The sequence below is a fragment of the Shinella sp. GW835-FHT14H05 genome, assembly GCF_058793575.1.
In genome coordinates this window covers 17,865-34,913 of the sequence record NZ_JBXAFY010000003.1, presented here as the reverse complement: position 1 = coordinate 34,913, position 17,049 = coordinate 17,865, and the positions used below count along the sequence as shown (strand labels likewise).

At 64.7% G+C, this 17,049-nt stretch carries 14 protein-coding genes; 3 read left to right on the top strand and 11 right to left on the bottom strand.

Annotated features, from left to right (window positions below; genetic code table 11):
• Positions 1 to 68: 68 nt before the first annotated feature.
• From dhaL to AC1Q6Z_RS11390, 6 genes are all read right to left on the bottom strand, one after another.
• Positions 69 to 710, bottom strand: coding sequence for a dihydroxyacetone kinase subunit DhaL (gene dhaL / locus AC1Q6Z_RS11415; RefSeq protein WP_492647885.1), 642 nt, complete (start codon positions 708 to 710; stop codon positions 69 to 71).
• Positions 711 to 724: 14 nt separating this feature from the next.
• Positions 725 to 1,717, bottom strand: coding sequence for a dihydroxyacetone kinase subunit DhaK (locus AC1Q6Z_RS11410; protein WP_492647884.1), 993 nt, complete (start codon positions 1,715 to 1,717; stop codon positions 725 to 727).
• Positions 1,718 to 1,728: 11 nt separating this feature from the next.
• The gene (locus AC1Q6Z_RS11405; RefSeq protein WP_492647883.1) at positions 1,729 to 2,502 is read right to left on the bottom strand and encodes an SDR family oxidoreductase; all 774 of its coding nucleotides are present in this window, start codon (positions 2,500 to 2,502) and stop codon (positions 1,729 to 1,731) included.
• 59 nt (positions 2,503 to 2,561) lie between these two features.
• A complete protein-coding gene (locus tag AC1Q6Z_RS11400) occupies positions 2,562 to 3,548 on the bottom strand; it encodes a substrate-binding domain-containing protein (protein WP_435265899.1) in 987 nt (328 codons plus the stop codon).
• A gap of 81 nt (positions 3,549 to 3,629) precedes the next feature.
• Entirely contained in the window at positions 3,630 to 4,634 is a 1,005-nt protein-coding gene (locus AC1Q6Z_RS11395) for an ABC transporter permease (protein WP_439625185.1), read from the bottom strand.
• A 54-nt stretch (positions 4,635 to 4,688) separates the two neighbouring features.
• On the bottom strand, positions 4,689 to 6,167 hold the full coding sequence (locus AC1Q6Z_RS11390) for a sugar ABC transporter ATP-binding protein (protein ID WP_492647882.1): 1,479 nt from the start codon (positions 6,165 to 6,167) through the stop codon (positions 4,689 to 4,691).
• A gap of 366 nt (positions 6,168 to 6,533) precedes the next feature.
• On the opposite strand from AC1Q6Z_RS11390, the gene AC1Q6Z_RS11385 reads away from it, so the two are divergent.
• The gene (locus AC1Q6Z_RS11385) at positions 6,534 to 7,418 is read left to right on the top strand and encodes an aldose 1-epimerase (RefSeq protein WP_492647881.1); all 885 of its coding nucleotides are present in this window, start codon (positions 6,534 to 6,536) and stop codon (positions 7,416 to 7,418) included.
• Here the strand turns inward: AC1Q6Z_RS11385 and AC1Q6Z_RS11380 are convergent.
• From AC1Q6Z_RS11380 to AC1Q6Z_RS11360, 5 genes are all read right to left on the bottom strand, one after another.
• Positions 7,415 to 8,857: an amidohydrolase family protein gene (locus AC1Q6Z_RS11380; RefSeq protein ID WP_492647880.1), complete on the bottom strand. Its 1,443-nt coding sequence runs from the start codon at positions 8,855 to 8,857 to the stop codon at positions 7,415 to 7,417. The genes AC1Q6Z_RS11385 and AC1Q6Z_RS11380 overlap by 4 nt on opposite strands.
• Before the next feature lie 15 nt (positions 8,858 to 8,872).
• A complete protein-coding gene (locus AC1Q6Z_RS11375; protein WP_492647879.1) occupies positions 8,873 to 10,588 on the bottom strand; it encodes a dipeptide ABC transporter ATP-binding protein in 1,716 nt (571 codons plus the stop codon).
• Between the two features lies 1 nt (position 10,589).
• Positions 10,590 to 11,486, bottom strand: coding sequence for an ABC transporter permease (locus AC1Q6Z_RS11370; RefSeq protein ID WP_492647878.1), 897 nt, complete (start codon positions 11,484 to 11,486; stop codon positions 10,590 to 10,592).
• A complete protein-coding gene (locus tag AC1Q6Z_RS11365; RefSeq protein ID WP_492647877.1) occupies positions 11,486 to 12,451 on the bottom strand; it encodes an ABC transporter permease in 966 nt (321 codons plus the stop codon). Before AC1Q6Z_RS11365 ends, AC1Q6Z_RS11370 begins: the two co-directional genes overlap by 1 nt.
• A gap of 219 nt (positions 12,452 to 12,670) precedes the next feature.
• Positions 12,671 to 14,245, bottom strand: coding sequence for an ABC transporter substrate-binding protein (locus AC1Q6Z_RS11360; protein ID WP_492647876.1), 1,575 nt, complete (start codon positions 14,243 to 14,245; stop codon positions 12,671 to 12,673).
• A 161-nt stretch (positions 14,246 to 14,406) separates the two neighbouring features.
• On the opposite strand from AC1Q6Z_RS11360, the gene AC1Q6Z_RS11355 reads away from it, so the two are divergent.
• Positions 14,407 to 15,774, top strand: coding sequence for an amidohydrolase family protein (locus AC1Q6Z_RS11355; protein WP_492647875.1), 1,368 nt, complete (start codon positions 14,407 to 14,409; stop codon positions 15,772 to 15,774).
• Positions 15,775 to 15,787: 13 nt separating this feature from the next.
• Positions 15,788 to 16,981, top strand: coding sequence for an amidohydrolase (locus tag AC1Q6Z_RS11350; RefSeq protein ID WP_492647874.1), 1,194 nt, complete (start codon positions 15,788 to 15,790; stop codon positions 16,979 to 16,981).
• The last annotated feature ends 68 nt before the right edge of the window (positions 16,982 to 17,049 follow it).

Below are 17,049 nucleotides of genomic sequence, written 5' to 3'. Positions count from 1 at the left end.
ATCGAAAAAAGGCGGCGCGCGACCCGCCCGGGAGGAAACGGGCCGCGCATCCTGGGAGGACCCTTTGCTCAGGCGAGACGCGCGCGCGCGCCATCGGACAGTTCCTTGAGAATGATCGCACAGGAGGTGGCCCCCGCATCGAGCACGCCAAGCGAACGCTCGCCGAGGCGGCTGGCGCGGCCGATCTTGGCAACCAGGTTGATCGTCGAGTCGCGACCGGCCTCCGCTGCGACGACCAGGGCCGCCAGCGCCTCGCCGAAGGGTTTTCCTTCCGCGGTAGCCTTGTCGAAGGCCTCGATGGCCGGCACGAAGGTATCGATCAGCGTCTTGTCGCCGACCTTGGCGGAGCCGATCGCCTGGATGCCAGCGAGACCGGCATGCAGCATCTTGCTGTAGGCCGCCGCGTCGATCTTTTCCACGCCCTGGATCGTCTCGGCGAATTCCGTGAACATCACGCCATAGAGCGGCCCCATCGAGCCGCCGATTTCCGTCATCAGCACGGTGCCGAGCGTGTCGAGCGATTCGGCGAGCGCCACATCCTTGCCCTTCAGCCGCTCGGCCGCCATGCCGAAACCCTTGGCCATGTTCACGCCGTGGTCGCCGTCGCCGATCTTGCCGTCGATCTCGCTGAGATAGGCGCGGTTTTCCACGATCCGTTCGGCCATGGACAGCACGATGGCGCCGGAGGATGCATTGTCGAAGGTCTGCATGAGGTGTCCTCCCGTCACAGGATCATCGTGCAACGCGTCTCGACATCGAGCAGCGTTTTCAGGTCGTCGTCGAGCGCCATCACGGTCAGCGTCGCGCCGACCATTTCCAGCGAGGTGAAGTAGTTGCCGATCCAGGTCTTGTGGATTTTCAGCCCGCGGGCGGAAATCTCGCTCTCGATCGTGTCGTTCAGGATGTAGAGCTCGTTGAGCGGCGTGGCGCCGAGGCCCGAGACGAGCACGGCGACCTCGGTGCCTTCCGGCAGGTCATGATCGTCGAGCACGATCTTCACCATGTCCTTGGCAACCTCTTCCGCCGTCTTCAGCTTTTCGACGCGCACGCCCGGCTCGCCATGATGGCCGATGCCGACCTCCATCGTGCCAGGCTCGATCTGGAAATTCGGATGGCCGACGGCGGGCAGCGTGCAGGGGCCGAGGCCGACGCCGATCGAGCGGCAATTGTCGATCGCCTTCTGGGCGGTGGCGCGCACCTCCTCAAGGCTGGCGCCTGTCGCGGCCTTCGCGCCGCCCATCTTCCACATGAAGATTTCGCCGGCCACGCCGCGGCGTTTTTCGCGCTCGGTAAGCGGCGCGGAGCAGACGTCGTCATTGGCGACGACGGTCGCGATCTCGATGCCGTCCTTGGCGGCGAGTTTCGTCGCCATCTTCACGTTCATGTTGTCGCCGGCATAGTTGCCGTAGAGCACGACGACACCCTTGCCGCCATCGGCCGCGCGGATGGCATCGTGAAAGCTCTTGGCGGTCGGCGAGGAGAACAGTTCGCCGACCGCGACGGCGTCGAGCATGTTCTTGCCGGTATAGCCGATGAAGGCCGGCTCATGGCCCGAGCCGCCGCCCGTCACCACGCCCACCTTGCCGGCAACGGGCGCGTGTTTTGCGACGACGACGCGCGGGTTTTCCGCCAGCCGCACGATATCCGAATGGGCCTTGACGAAACCCTTGACGGTATCCTCGACCACCAGATCCGGATCGTTGATGAAACGCTGCATGACAAGTCCTCTCACAGAATGGTGTAGCCGCCGTCGATGACGAGATCGGCGCCGTTGATCATGTCGGCGCCCGGCGAGGCCAGGAACACGGCGGCGGCGGCAATCTCTTCCGGGAAGGCGAAGCGGCCGGTCGGGATGCGCTTCTTGGCGGCCTCGCCCTTCTCGCCGGCCCAGGCTTTCTTGCCGAGCTCGGTCAGCACGATGGTGGGCGAAATGGTGTTGACGGTGATGCCGTGTTTGCCCCACTCGGCGGCGAACGTCTTCGACATGCCGATGACGCCGAATTTCGAGGCGCAATAGGCAACGTGTTCCTCGATCGCGACGGAGCCCGCCTGCGAGGCGAGATTGACGATCTTGCCGCCCTTGCCGGCCGCGATCATGCGGCGGCCAACCGCCTGCGTGACGAGGAAGCTGCCCTTCAGATTGATGTCGATCGTCTTGTCCCACTGCGCGAGCGTCAGGTCTTCCGCAGGCGCAAGCGCCACGATGCCGGCGCTGTTGACCGCGATGTCGATGCCGCCGAAGGCTGCGACCACATCATCGACGGCTTTCTGGACGGAGGCGGCATCGGCCACGTCGCAGACGAAGGGCCGTGCCGCGCCGCCAAGCTCTTCCGCCTTCGCCCTCGCGATATCGGCATTGATGTCAAGCACGGCGACCCTGGCGCCCTTCGACGCGAAAGCCGAGGCGATGGCCGCGCCGATGCCGGAGGCGCCGCCGGTGACGAGCGCGACCTTGCCGTCGAGCGGGAAGTTGAGGTCGATCTTGGGAGGGGTATCGGTCATCGGTCCAGCCTTCGTGTTCGGGAGAAACGGGGCGGCAGGGCCGCCCCGCAGATCATGTGTTACTTACGCATTTCCAGGAGCTTATCGACATTGTCGGCCGTAACCGGCGTCCACGGAACATTGTACTCCTTGTCCTTGCCGTCGTTGAACGGCATGTCCGGATACTGCGCCCAGATGTCGGATTGCGGCTTGTAGTCGCCCTTCTTGGCATGAAGGATCGCGAGGTCGAGAGCGCCCTGCGCCTGGGCGCGGGCATCCTGCAGGATCGAGGTGATCGTGCCTTCCTTGACGGCGGTCAGCGCATCCGTGATTCCGTCGATGCCGGCAATGGCGAAGTCGCTCGTCTTGAGGCCGGCGGACTTGATCGCCTCGACCGCGCCGAGCGCCATTTCGTCGTTCTGGCCGATGACGCCGTTGATCTGGCCCGGATGGGACGTGAGCCAGTTCTCCATCAGCGTCTGGGCTTCAGCGCGCGACCAGTTGGCGGTCTGCTGTTCCAGCACCTTGACGTCCGGGCACTCGGCGAGCGCCTTCTGGTTGCCTTCGAGGCGCGAGATCTGCGCCGACTGGCCGATCGGGCCTTCGATGATGACCACGTTGCCCTTGCAGCCGATCTTGTCGAGCACGGCCTTGGCTTCCATGTAGCCGGAGATCGTGTCGTCGGAGCCGACATAGGCGGCCAGCAGGTCGGAGTTCACGCGGGTGTTGGAGCCGACGACCGGAATGCCGGCATCGGAGGCCGCCTGCACGGCGGTGGCGCCGGCTTCGATGTCGATCGGCACGAAGATGATCGCGTTGAACTTCTGGGTGATCATCGTGTTGAACTGCTCCTGCTGGACCAGCGCATCATAGCGGCCGTCGAAGACGGTGAGCTCGACTTCGCCGCTTTTCACGGCCGGGTGCTCTTCGAGCGCAGCGGACCAAATTTGCATGAATTCAGCGTTGAGGCCGTAGGGCGCAGCGCCGATCTTCAGCTTCTCCTGGGCGATCGCGGACGAGGCGAAAAGCACCGTCGCGGACGCAAGGGCAATCATCAGTTTCTTCATGACATTCTCCTCCTTTGAGATTCCGGCTGCCCTCTGGCAAACCGTTTCGACGACGGGCGCAGGGCGCCCGCATTTCGGGGGCTAGCCGCCCTGGTTTCGCTTCTGGTCGAGCATGACGGCGCCGACGATGAGGGCGCCCTTGAGGACCTGCTGGTAGTAGGATTGGATACCCATCAGATCGAGGCCGTTGTTCATGACGCCGATGATGAGGGCGCCGATCAGCGTGCCCGTCACCCGGCCGACGCCGCCCGAAAGCGAGGTGCCGCCGATGACGACCGCCGCGATCGCATCGAGCTCGTAGGCGATGCCGGCCTGCGGCAGGGCGGAGCCGGTGCGCGCCGAGAGGATCATGCCGGCAAGTCCGGAAAGCGCGCCCGAGATGACATAGACGAGGAAACGGATGCGCGTGACGTTGAGGCCGGAGGTCTTGGCGGCATGCGGGTTGCCGCCGACGGCGTAGATGTAGCGGCCGAAGCGCGTGCGGGTCAGCACCCACCAGGAGACGGCGAAGACGATGCCGAGCAGGATGACCGGCATCGGAATGCCGAGGATGTTGCCGGTGCCGATCCAGCGGAAGTCCGGCGACAGCGCCGGTACCGGCTTGCCGCCGCCATAGATGAGGGTGGCGCCGCGGGCGGCGGACAGCATGCCGAGCGTCGCCACGAAGGCCGGCACGGAAAAGCGCGAAACGATGAAGCCGACCAGCGCGCCGCAGCAGACGCCGACGAGGATGCCGGCCGCCAGCGCCACCACCATCGGATAGGGCGCTCCGGCGATGCCGGCCGTCGCCGAACTCGTGACGAAGCTGGCGCTCACCATGCCGGCCAGCGCCACGACCGAGCCGACCGACAGGTCGATGCCGCGCGTCAGGATCACAAAGGTCATGCCGATGGCGAGCACGCCGTTGATCGACGTCTGGAGCAGCACGTTGGAAATGTTGCCCGGCGTCAGGAAGAACTCGTTCGAGAGCGCCAAAATGCCGACGAGCAGCAGGAAGGCGAGGAAGATGCCGTATTCCTGCAAGATCAGCCGGCGGCGATCGGAATTCAGCCAGGAGCTGGACGACTTGTTCTCAATGCTGGACACGGGTGTCACCTCTTGCCATGCGGGTTCAATGCGTGCGGCGGTCGTCGTGGTTCTTCAGGTCGACAGGTGCACGAGCGACTGGGCGTCCGTATCCCGCCGGTCATGGATGCCCGCGGAGCGTCCCTGCCGCATGACGAGGATGCGGTCGGACATGCCCAGGATTTCGTCGATTTCGGAGGAGATCATCACGACCGTGCCGCCGGCGGCCGCGAAGTCGCAGATGATGCGGTAGATCTCGCGCTTGGCGCCGACATCGACGCCGCGGGTCGGTTCGTCGAGCAGCAGCACGCGCGGCTGGCGCAGGAACCATTTTCCCAGCACCACCTTCTGCTGGTTGCCGCCCGAAAGACCGGAGACCGGCATGGTGTCACGCGCCGCCTTGATGGCGAAACGCTCGATCATCTCGGCGCTCGACGCCTGTTCGCGGCTCTTCTGCATGACGAAACTGGGGCTCATGTCCGGCAGGCTGGCGAGGCAGATATTGTTGCGCACGCTGTCGATGAGGTTGAGGCCCGTCACCTTGCGGTCTTCGGTGACGAAGGCGATGCCCTCGGCCATGGCGTCGGCGGGCTGGCGGATGGTCACGGCGCGGCCGTCGAGGCGGATATCGCCGGCGGACGGGCGATCCATACCGAAGAGGCAATTGAAGATTTCCGTGCGGCCGGAGCCCATCAGGCCATAGATGCCGAAGATCTCGCCCTTATGGGCGGTGAACGAAATGTCCTCGATCTTGCCGGGAGCCGAGAGCCCGGCGACTTCGAGGCCGGCGATCTCGGTCGGCGTGTTCGTCTTGATATATTCCTCGCCGAGCTCGCGGCCGACGATCATGCGGATGAGGCCGCGCCGGTCGATGTCGGCCAGGTTTCCGGCACCGACGAAGCCGCCGTCGCGGAAGACCGTGTAGCTGTCGGCGATCTGGAAGATTTCGGACAGCCGGTGCGAGACGTAGACGATGCCCTTGCCGTCCGCCTTCAGGCGCTGGATCGCCGAAAAGAGATGCTGGGCTTCCTTCTCGCCGATCGCCGAGGTCGGCTCATCCATGAAGATGACGTCCGCCTCATGGCTCAGCGCCTTGGCGATCTCGACGAGCTGCATCTGCGCGACCGAGAGGTTCATCATGTATTCGCGTGCGGAAATGCTGAATTCGAGACGGTCCAGCAGCGCCTGCGCATTGCGGTTCATCGTCTTGAAATCGATGCCGCCGAAGCGGGCCGAAGGTTCGCGGCCGAGATAGATGTTTTCCGCCACCGTCATGTGCGGAACCGGGCTCAGTTCCTGCTCGATGATGGCGATGCCCGAGCGCAGAGCCTCCGCCGGACTGCCGAATTCGACCGGCTTGCCGCGATGCAGGATGGTGCCGCCGTCGCGCTTGTGAATGCCCATGAGTATCGAAAGAAACGTCGATTTGCCGGCGCCGTTACCGCCGCAAAGCGCATGCACCGAGCCGGCTGCGAGCTCGAAACGGCCGTCGCGCAGGGCCGCAACGCCACCAAACGACTTCCTTAGCCCTTCCACCTTCAAGAGCGGCTGCATGCTTCCCTCCCGGCATTCCCACGACACTCCCATCGCGTACTGACAAATAACACCCTTACGTCGACATATGTCAATACATGAAAATGACAAAAGATGATCTATGACTGTCATTTGTAAAATTTGCTGCGGATTTCGGTGCCGCCAAATTCGCGTTAACAATTGAGAAGTAGGCGGAAAACGCCTATGTCGCCTCCAAAAGCGCAGTGGTCTTGGAGACAGAAGCGCACGTCATCGCCGTGCAATCTTCGAAAACCAGTCGCTAAGGCCAGCCTCCAGCGGATCGACGTGGCCGAACGCGAGCATTTCCTTGTCTCGCTGACCTCCGATATGATCCGGCCAGAACATTGCAATTGACGGCGGCTGGTGATGACTGCGATCGAACTCAATAATGGTACGGCCCGGATCGTCGTGCGCCCCGATCTCGGCGCCGGCCTGACGGCCTTCGATGTGCGGCAGGGCGGCGGCTGGCAAGCGATCTTGCGCAGGGTCGATCCGGCGACGGCGCATCCCTTCGCCCTTTCCAACATCCTGCTCATGCCGTTTTCCGGGCGGGTGTCGGGTGGTGGTCTTTCGTTCGACGGGACTTTTCACGCCCTGCCGCGCAACGTGGAGGCGGAGAAATATCCGCTGCACGGCAACGGCTTCTCGGCGAACTGGGATGTGATCTCGCAGAGCGCGGATGCCATCTCGCTCAGCCTCTCCTCCAAGGGGCCGGGGCCTTTCCGCTATGATGCGACGATGAACTATCGGCTCGAAGGCATAAGCCTCGTCATGGCGTTGAGCGTGGTCAACCGCGCGGGAATCCGCCTGCCATATGGCGCGGGCTTCCACCCCTGGTTCTCGCGCGATGCGGATACGACGCTGTCGGCACCGGCCCGCGGCGTCTGGCTGGAGCAACCCGACCATCTTCCGAAGGCGTATGAGCCGATTGCCGCGCATCCAGACATGGATTTCAACCAGCCGCTACCCTTGCCCGCGCGCTGGATCAACAACTGGTTCGATGGTTGGGACGGCGAGGCCCGCATCGAGTGGCCCGCGCGCGGCCTTGTCGCGGAGGTCACCGCGAGCCAGGCGCTACGCCACTATGTCGTCTTCTCTCCCGCGGCGGATGCGGATTTCTTCTGCTTCGAGCCCGTCACGCACCCCGTCGACGCCTTCAACCTTCCCGGCGCAGCCGAAGATCACGGCCTGAAAATCCTGGCGCCGGGCGAGACGCTGGCCTTGGAAAGCCGCATCACCGTGACCGCCTAGTCGAGCACGTCCGTGTCGCGGCTGTGGCCCCAGAACATGCGTGGCGTCTCCAGCGCATAGCGCAGGCCGAGCCGGTCGATCATCAGCTCGGCTTCGCGCTGGGCGGCGTCAAGCACGGCATCCTCATCCACATGGATGGCGACGCGATTGCGCAGCAGCACCTTACCGCCGACAAGCACGGTGTGCACGTCATTGCCATTGGCGAAATAGGTGACGCGGAATTCCGGCATGTGAGCCGGGTAAAGGTGCGGGCGACGCAGGTCGACGAGGATGATATCGGCCTTCTTGCCCGGCTCAAGCGAGCCGATCTCGGCTTCGAGACCTAGCACGCGGGCGGCGTCGATCGTGCACATTTCCAAGGCCTTGCCCGGCGGAAGCCAGCTCGGATCGTGGAAATGCGTGCGGTGGTAGTGCATGCATTGCTGCATGTGGCGGAACATGTCGGCCGAGCGGTCCGGCGCCGTGGCGTCCGAGCCGATGACGACGGTGACGCCGGCATCCAGCAGCTCCGTCACCGGGCAGCGCGCTAGAATGGCGGCGACGGCGCTCGGATTGTGCACGATGGTCGTGCCCGTCTCGGCGCAGATCGCGACTTCCTCTTCATCGAGACCCGTCGCATGGGACAAGAGGGTGCGCGGGCCGAGAATGCCGATCTCACGGGCGATGCGCACGCTGCCCTTGGTGTGACCGTCCTGCGTGAAGACGAGGCCGCGGTCCTCCGCGAATTGCTTGACTGCGCGCGACTGGGCGACGGCCTCTTCCGCACCGGCAGCCTCCTGATACCCGCGATGCAGCGTCGGTGTCAGCAGGGCGAGATGCAGGCGGCCGTCATGGCTGCCGTGCCAGCGGTCGATCAGCGTCTTGCAGGTGGAAAATTGCTGGTCGAAGGAGACGGGATAGTCGGTACGCGTCTCGCCCTCCCAGCGCGCATAAGTCAGCGGATGCGGCGGGCGCGTCGTGCCGACGGCGACCACGGAGCGCGTGCCGATGCCGAGCACGCCCTCCATATGGGCATCGCCATAGACGGGCTCGTCCGTGCGCATGACGGAATCGCCGCCGCCAAGCAGCGAGACGCCGGTAGTGACGCCGAAGCGCAGGCGTTCCAGAGCGGCAAGCTGTGCTTCGGCAAACCAGAAGTCGGGCGTCGAGCCGACCGTGTAGGCACCACGGCAGGCCTGATACCAAGGATCGCTCTTGCCGCCGCCGAGCGTCTTGATCAGCCCGTGGCCGGCATGGGCGTGGGCATCGACGAAGCCCGGCATGATCGCCATGCCGCGCGCATCGATGACCTCCCCGGCCGGGTGCGCGGCCTCGACCTCATCCGTCCTGCCGACGGCGACGATGCGGTCACCGGTGATGGCGACCGCCCCGTCGGCGATGATGCGGCGGTCCGGGTCGATGGCAATGACGGTGCCGTTCTTGATGAGGATGTCGGCCATGGCGAGATCTCCGGTTTATTCCGCGGCCTGCCGCGACAGGATACGGTCGAGCGAGGGCGCGAGGCGCAGCAGTTCCTTGGTGTAGTCGTGCTGCGGGGCGGTGAACAGCGTCTCGGTCTCCGCCAGCTCGACGATCTCGCCCGATTTCATCACCGCGATGCGGTCGCACATCTGGCGGATCACCGCCAGATCGTGGCTGATGAACAGCATGGAGAGGCCGGCAAGATCGCGCAGGTCCTTCAGGAGGTTGAGAAGCTGCGCCTGCACCGACACGTCGAGCGCCGAGGTCGGCTCGTCGCAGATCAGCAGCGACGGGCGCGGACCGAGCGCGCGGGCGATGGCGATGCGCTGGCGCTGGCCGCCGGAAAAGGCGTGCGAGAAGCGGCTGCCCGCATCCGCCGGCAATCCGACCGCTTCCAGCAGCGTCCTGGCGTCCTGCCGGGCTTCCTCTGCATTGGAGGCGAGCTTGTAGAACAGGATCGGCTCAGCGATGGTCGAGTTGATGCGCAGGCGCGGGTTGAGCGCCGAATACGGGTCCTGGAATACCATCTGCAGGGATTTGCGCACGGACTTTTCGCGTCTTGCGCCGAGCGCCGTGCCCTGGAAATCGATGCTGCCGGAACTCTGGGTGACGAGGCCGGCAATGGTGTTGGCGACGGTGGTCTTGCCGCAGCCGGATTCGCCGACGAGGCCAAAGACCTCGCCGCGGCGGACATCGAAGGAAACGCCCTTGACCGCCTTGAACACCGAAGCCTTGCGGCCGGGGATCAGCGAGCGGGCGCCATATTCAACCGCAAGATCGCGCACGGACAGCACGACGTCGTCGCGGCTGCCCGTCTCGCTCTTCGTGCTCTTGCTGCGCACGGCGGCGCGGGCATCGAGCGTCACCTGCGTCTCCTCGCTCGGCACCGGCAGGCGGTCGAGCCGGATCTCGATCGGCGGCACGGCGGCGATCAGTGTGCGGGCATAGGGCGCCTTGGGTGACGTCAGCACCTCGCGGGCCGAGCCGCTTTCGACGACAGCGCCGTTCTGCATGATGGTGACGCGGTCGGCGATCTCGGCGACGACGCCCATATTGTGCGTGACGAGCAGCACGCCGACGCCGCGCTGGTCCGCGAGATCACGGATCAGCTTGAGGATCTGCGCCTGCACGGAGACGTCGAGCGCTGTGGTCGGCTCGTCCGCGACGATGAGCTGCGGGCTACAGGCGAGCGCCGTCGCGATGACGACACGCTGGCGCTGGCCGCCGGAAAGCTGGTGCGGATAGGAGCCGAGCCGGCGTTCCGGTTCGGGAATGCCGACGGCATTCATCAGCTCCAGCGCGCGGGCCTTCGCCTCCGCTCTGGAGAGTTTCAGGTGGGCGAGCATGCCCTCGCTGAGCTGGCTTTCCACGGTGAAGAGCGGGTTGAGGCTCGTCATCGGGTCCTGGAAGATCGCGCCGACATCGCGGCCGGGCACGATGCCCTCGGTGCGGCCGGTGCGAAGATCGATCGGCTTGCCGGCGATCTCGATGGAGCCGGAGACGATTTTCCCCGGCGCCTGCAACAGGCCCATCAGTGCGTTGCCGACGGTGGTCTTGCCCGCGCCGGATTCGCCGACGAGGGCGTGGATTTCGCCGGGGCGGATGAGAAGGTCGATATCCTTGACGGCGACGAGCGTGTCGCCGCTCGCCAGCGGATATTCGACGCGGAGTTTTTGGATGTCGAGGACAGGGGTTTTCGTGTCGGTCATATCAGCGGGCCATCAGTTTCGGGTTGAAGCGATCGCGCAGATAATCGCCGATCACATTGACGGCGAGCACGAGGACGACGAGAACCGCCGCCGGCATCACGGCGATCCACCAGAGGCCGGAGAACAGGAACTGGTTGCCGATGCGGATCAGCGTGCCGAGCGAGGGATAGGTCGGCGGCATGCCGGCGCCCAGGAAGGACAGCGTCGCCTCGGTCAGGATCGCGCCGGCCAGGTTGATCGTGGCGATGACCATGACCGAGCTCATGACGTTCGGCAGGATGTGACGGCCCATGATGCGCCCGGCGGGAAGGCCGATGACCTTGGCGGCGCGCACATAGTCCCGCGCAACTTCCACCATGGTGGAGGCGCGCACCGTGCGGGCATATTGCACCCATTCGTTGACGGCGATGGAAAAGATCAGCACCAGCGGCGCCCATGTCAGCATCGTATCGGCGCTGAGCTGCGCCCGCGCGATGCCGCTAATGAGCAGCGCCACGAGGATGGTCGGGAAGCTGACGAGCACGTCGGCGATGCGCATCACGATGCTATCGACGACGCCGCCGAAGAAGCCGGCGACGAGGCCGAGCACGACCCCGAGGGCTGCGGCGAAGAGCACCGCGCCGAGGCCGATGACGACGGAGATGCGCAGCCCGAACAGGATGACCGAGACGAGGTCTCGCCCCTGGTTGTCGGTGCCGAGCAGGAAGCGCGGATCGCCGCCATCCATGAAGGATGGAGGAATTTCCATGTCGATGAGCGAATAGGAGGAGACGTCGCGCGGGTCCATCGGCGCGATCAGCGGCGCGAAGACGACGAGCACGAGCATGATGGCGAGCACCAGGCCGGCGATCATCACGGAAACCGGCGGCAGCCGGCGCATCAGGGATTGCGTGGCCATTATCGTGTCCTCAGGCGCGGATCGATGAAGGTGTAGAGAATGTCGACGATCATGTTGATCATGACGAACAGGAAGCCGACGAAGAGCAGGTAGGCGGCGAGCACCGGCACGTCCGGATAACCGACGGCATTGGTGAAGAGCAGACCCATGCCCGGCCACTGAAACACCGTTTCGGTGACGATGGCGAAGGCTATGAGCTGGCCGATCTGCAGGCCGGTGACGGTGACGACGGGCATCAGCGCGTTGCGCAGCGCAAGGCGCCCGTAGATATAGGCGCGCGGCAGGCCGCGGGCGAAGGCGAAGCGGATGTAATCTGACGACAGCACGTCGATCATCTCCGAGCGCACCAGCCGCATGATCAGCGTGAGCTGGAACAGCGCCAGCGTGATCGACGGCAGGATCAGCGATTTCAGCCCCGAAAGCGTCAGGAAGCCGGTCTTCCAAAGACCGAGATCGACGAGATCGCCGCGCCCGGAGGATGGCAGCCAGCGCAGGGTCACGGCGAAGACCAGGATCAGGAGCAGACCGGTGACGAAAGTGGGCATGGAAATGCCGATGAGCGTCGTTGCCTGGGTAAGCCGCGACAGGAAGGAATGCGGCTTCAGCGCGCAGAGCACGCCGAGCGGAATGCCGACCGCGAGCGCCAGGAAGGTGGCGACGATCACCAGCTCCAGCGTTGCGGGCAGCCGGCTCATCAGCAGGCTCACGACCGGCTGCTGATAGCGAAAACTCGTGCCGAGATCGCCGGTCAGCACCTGGCCGAGGAAATCGAAGAACTGCGTGAGGATCGGCTTGTCGAGGCCGAGCGCCATGCGCAGCGCATCCTTTTCCGCCTGGGTGGCACCTTCGCGCACCATGGAGGAGATCGGATCGCCGACGAAGCGGAACATGACGAAGGCGATGGCCGTCACGGCAATCATCACGAGGATGGCCTGTAGCAGCCTCATCGAGAAAAGTCTGAACATCGGAATAGTCCTTGCGAGCGATCAGGCCCCAGAAGCAGTTCCAGCAAAAGTGCGGAACGCGGTTTTGCGTCCGGAACTGCGTCGAAACAAAGTGAGCGAAAAACCGGGCCGTTTCGCTCTGTTCCCCTCCATGCCAGCGGCTTCAGGAGGGGTCGGGCCGGTTGCCAAGCGATCCCGGCAAGCTTTCGCCTGCCGGGATCGCGTCTCGGGAGAAACCCGTTACTGCTTGACCTGCGCGAACCACGGACGAACATATTCATCCGGGAACTGCGGGATATCGACCTTGTTGCTCATGGCCCAGGCGACCGGCTGCTGGTGCAGAGGGATGAACAGCGCCTCGTCATGGGTGATGCGGAAGGCTTCCTTCAACATGTCGACGCGCTTGGCTTCGTCGAGTTCGACAGCCGCCGAGCGGGCGAGCGCATCGATGCGCGGATCGGAAAGGCCGTTCGGGTTCGAGCCGCCATAGGTGCCGTCATTGGTGGCGAGCAGCGCCTGGAGCACGCTGAAGCCGTCCATCGGCGGGAGCGAGGCCCAGCCGAGCATGTAGACGTCGAGTTCGCCATTATCCATGCGCGGGAAATAGGTCGTTTTGCTCTCGACGCTGAGGTCGACCTGCACGCCGATCTTTGCCCACATGGAGGAGATCGCCAGGCAAATCTGCTCATCGGCGATGTAACGGTCGTTCGAGCAGGAAAGGCCCGTCTTGAAGCCATCCGGGTAGCCGGCTTCCGTGAGTAGGGCCTTAGCCTTGTCGATATCGTAGTCCAGCGGCACGTCGATCGCATCGTCGTGGCCGGTGACGGCGGGGGCGACGAGCATGGCGGCGACGCGCGACTTGCCGCGCATCAGGCGCTTCTGGATCGTGTTGAGGTCGATGGCATGCCACAGAGCCTGGCGCACCTTGACGTTCAGCATCGGGTTGGCGACGCCCGGCGCGGCGTGCAGCTCCTTCTTGAAGTTCAGCGCCAGCATGATGGTGCGCAGCGATGGGTTCTCGACGACCTTCAGACCCTCGGTGGAAGCGATGCGGTCGACATCCTGCAACGGAACCGGCACGACCATGTCGACTTCGCCGGACAGGAGGGCGGCGACGCGGGTGGCATCGGAGGCGATCGGGCGGAACTCGACCTCGGTCAGGTTATGCTGCGGCTTGTCCCACCACTCCTTGTTCACCTCGAAGATCGAGCGCGAATCCGGCTCGTAGCTCTTCAGCTTGAAAGGGCCGGTGCCGTTGGCGTGGTTGCTGGCATAGGTGACGACGCCGGTCGCCGTGTTGCCCGGCTTCAGCGCATCGTGCTCGGCCATCCACGGCTTGCTCATGATGTAGATGGCGGCAAGGTCGTTGAGGAGCAGCGGATAGGGACCGCGCAGGATGAGGTCGACCGTATAGTCGTCCACCTTCTCGACGCCGGTGACGGCGGAGAGGTTTTCGCGGTTGCGGGCGCCGGGATCGATCTGGCGCTCTATGGTCGCCACGACGTCGTCGGCATTGAAGGCCTGGCCCTCGTGGAATTTCACGCCCTGGCGCAGCTTGAAGCGCCAGCGGGTCGGCTCGATGATTTCCCAGGAGGTGGCAAGCGCCGGTTCCAGCACCAGTTCCTTGTTGCGGCGAACGAGCGGGTCGAACACCATGTGCTGCACGCTCTGGGTAAAGCTGTCGACCTGGGCGTTCGGATCATAGGATATGACGTCGCCGGAGGCCGACCAGCGCAGCGTCTCGGCAAAGGCGGGGGCGGAGAGCGGCGCCAGGATGGCCAGCCCCGCCAGAAGGGCTTTTACGGTGGATTTCACGAGGGTTCTCCCAATTTGTATGCAGGTTCCCAAAAAATTTGCATACGATAATTCTCAATATGACTGTACATAATACACGCACAATATCAAGATGGCAGAATTAGATTTTGCGTACATAATCTGTAAAATGTGTATGCGATCCTTGTTGGGAGAGAGATTCGATGACCAAAACCCTGTTGATCGAGAATGGCGTGATCGTCACCATGGATGCCGGCCGGCGCGTCCTGGAGCGCGGTTATGTGCTGGTGGAAGACGGCCGCATCGCCGCGATCGGCGTTGACGCGCCCGCCATCGCGCCGGAAGCCGAACGCATCGATGCCGTAGGCATGGTGGTGATGCCGGGGCTGATCGACACGCACGCCCATGCCGGGCACATGCTAACCAAGGGATTAGGCAGCGATTCCGAAGAATGGATGACGGTAACCGGGCGGATCTACGCCGAGGCGACCGATCCGGACTTCTGGGCGGCCGAGGCCGCGCTTTCCGCCGCCGAGCGCATCAAATGCGGCACCACCACCGCCGCGCTGTTGTTCGGCGGCGGCCCGGATATCATGCGCAGCGAAGCCCCCGAGGCCGCCGAGGCCCACCTTGCCGCCGTCGCCGAAATGGGCGTGCGCGAGGTGCTCGCCATCGGCCCTAACCGTCCGTCAGCGGCTAGTGTATACAGAAATTACCACGGTGAATTGTATAATGAGATTGTCATATCTACGGATACGCAACTCGTGGTCACAGCGACCCTGATCGATGCCTGGGCGGGCCGCAATGACCGGTTGCGGCTGGCGGTCTCGCTGCCGGTGTTCACCGCGCGAGAGCTGGAAGACGATGCCGTTTTTGCGCTCTCCCGCAAAGCCCGGGCGCTGGCACGGGAAAAGAGCGTGCTGCTGGTGCAGGATGGCCATCGCGACGGCTCGATTGCCGCAAACGACGCCCGCCTCGACCTTTTCGACAACCGCTCACTGCTCGCCCATTGCGTCGATCTCACCGACGCCGACCGGGAAGTGCTGAAGCGCACCGGCGCCAAGGTGGCCCACAACCCGAGCGCGCTGATGTCCGTCTACGCCCGCTGCCCGGCGCCGGAGCTGATGGCGGACGGCGTGACCGTCTCGCTCGGCACCGATGCGGCGGCGCCCGACCGCTCCTTCGACATGTTCCGTAACATGTTCCAGGCGCACCGCTATCACGCCCGCCATTTCTGCGACGACACCGTGCTGCCGCCGCTCCAGCTTCTCGAAATGGCGACGATCGAGGGTGCGCGCGCGCTTTCGATGGAGGACGAGATCGGCTCGCTGGAGGTCGGCAAGCGCGCCGATATCCTGCTGATCAACATGCGCCAGCCGCATCTCTGGCCGCCGGTCGATCCGGTGCAGCGCCTGGCCCGCTTCGCCAACGGTGCGGATGTCGACACGACCATCGTCGACGGCCGCGTTCTGATGCGCGGGCGCAAACTGGTGCACCAGGACGAAGGTGCGATCCTCGACCGCGCGGAAGCGGCGTTCCGGCTGGCGATGAAACGCGCCGTGCTGGCCTGAGGGAGGACCGGACATGACCGCAGACATTCTCATCCGCAACGCCCGCCCCATGGGCGGCGAGCCGGTGGACCTCGTCATCCGCAACGGCCGTTTCAGCGCGGCCGGCGACCGGCCGGAACAGGAGATCGATGCCTCAGGCCATATCGCACTGCCGGGGCTCGTCGAGGCGCATACCCATCTCGACAAGACGCTGATCGGCATGGATTGGTTCGAAAACCGCATCGGCCCGACCCGCAACGAGCGCATCCTCGCTGACCGCAAGGCCAAGCGCGAACTCGCCATCGATGCCCGCCGGCAATCCGCCCGCCAGATCATGCAGACGCTGCAATACGGCGTTCTGCACATCCGCAGCCATGTCGATATCGACACCGAGATCGGTCTCGCCAACATCGAGGGCGTTCTCGAAACCCGCGAGGCGCTGCGCGACTTGGTGGACGTGCAGGTCGTCGCCTTTCCGCAAAGCGGCATGCTGCCGCGCGCGGGCACGCTGGAACTGATGGACGCGGCGATGCGGGCCGGCGCCGATATCGTCGGCGGCATCGATCCCGCCACGATCGAGCGCGACCCGGTGCGGCATCTCGATGCGATCTTCGCGCTCGCCGACCGCTATGCAAAGCCCATCGACATCCACCTGCACGAACTCGGCGACCTCGGCGCCTTCTGCCTGGAACTCATCATCGAGCGCACCCGCGCGCTCGCCGTGCAGGGCCGCGTGATGGTAAGCCACGCCTATTGCCTCGGCATGCTGGAGCCGACCCGCCAGCGCGCACTCATAGAGGCGCTTGCGACCGAGCGGATCGCCGGGATGACGGTCGGCAGTCCCGCCGCACCCGCCCTGCCGCTACGCGTGATGCGGCAATGCGGCTTGGTCGTTGCCTCCGGTTCGGACGGCATCCAGGGCACCTGGGAGCCGTGGGGCAATGGCGACATGCTGGAGCGCGCAAAATATCTCGCGCAGCGCAACGGCATGACCAACGATGCCGACCTCACCGAGACCGCCCGCATCTGCACCTTCGGCGGCGCCGAGAGCATCGGTCTTGCCGGCTACGGTTTCGCGGACGGCGATTTCGGCGACCTCGTGCTGGTGCCGGCCCGCACGCTCGCCGAAGCCGTCGCACTGACGCCGCAAAAGCGCACCGTCATCCGCCGTGGCCGCATCGTTGTACGGGACGGTGTGCCGGCGGCGAGCTTATCCGCAGCCGAATAACGTTTGTGCCCCACGTAAACCAAATCCTTACACCGACGCACTAATCTCCTCGGACCCTGGATGGTCAC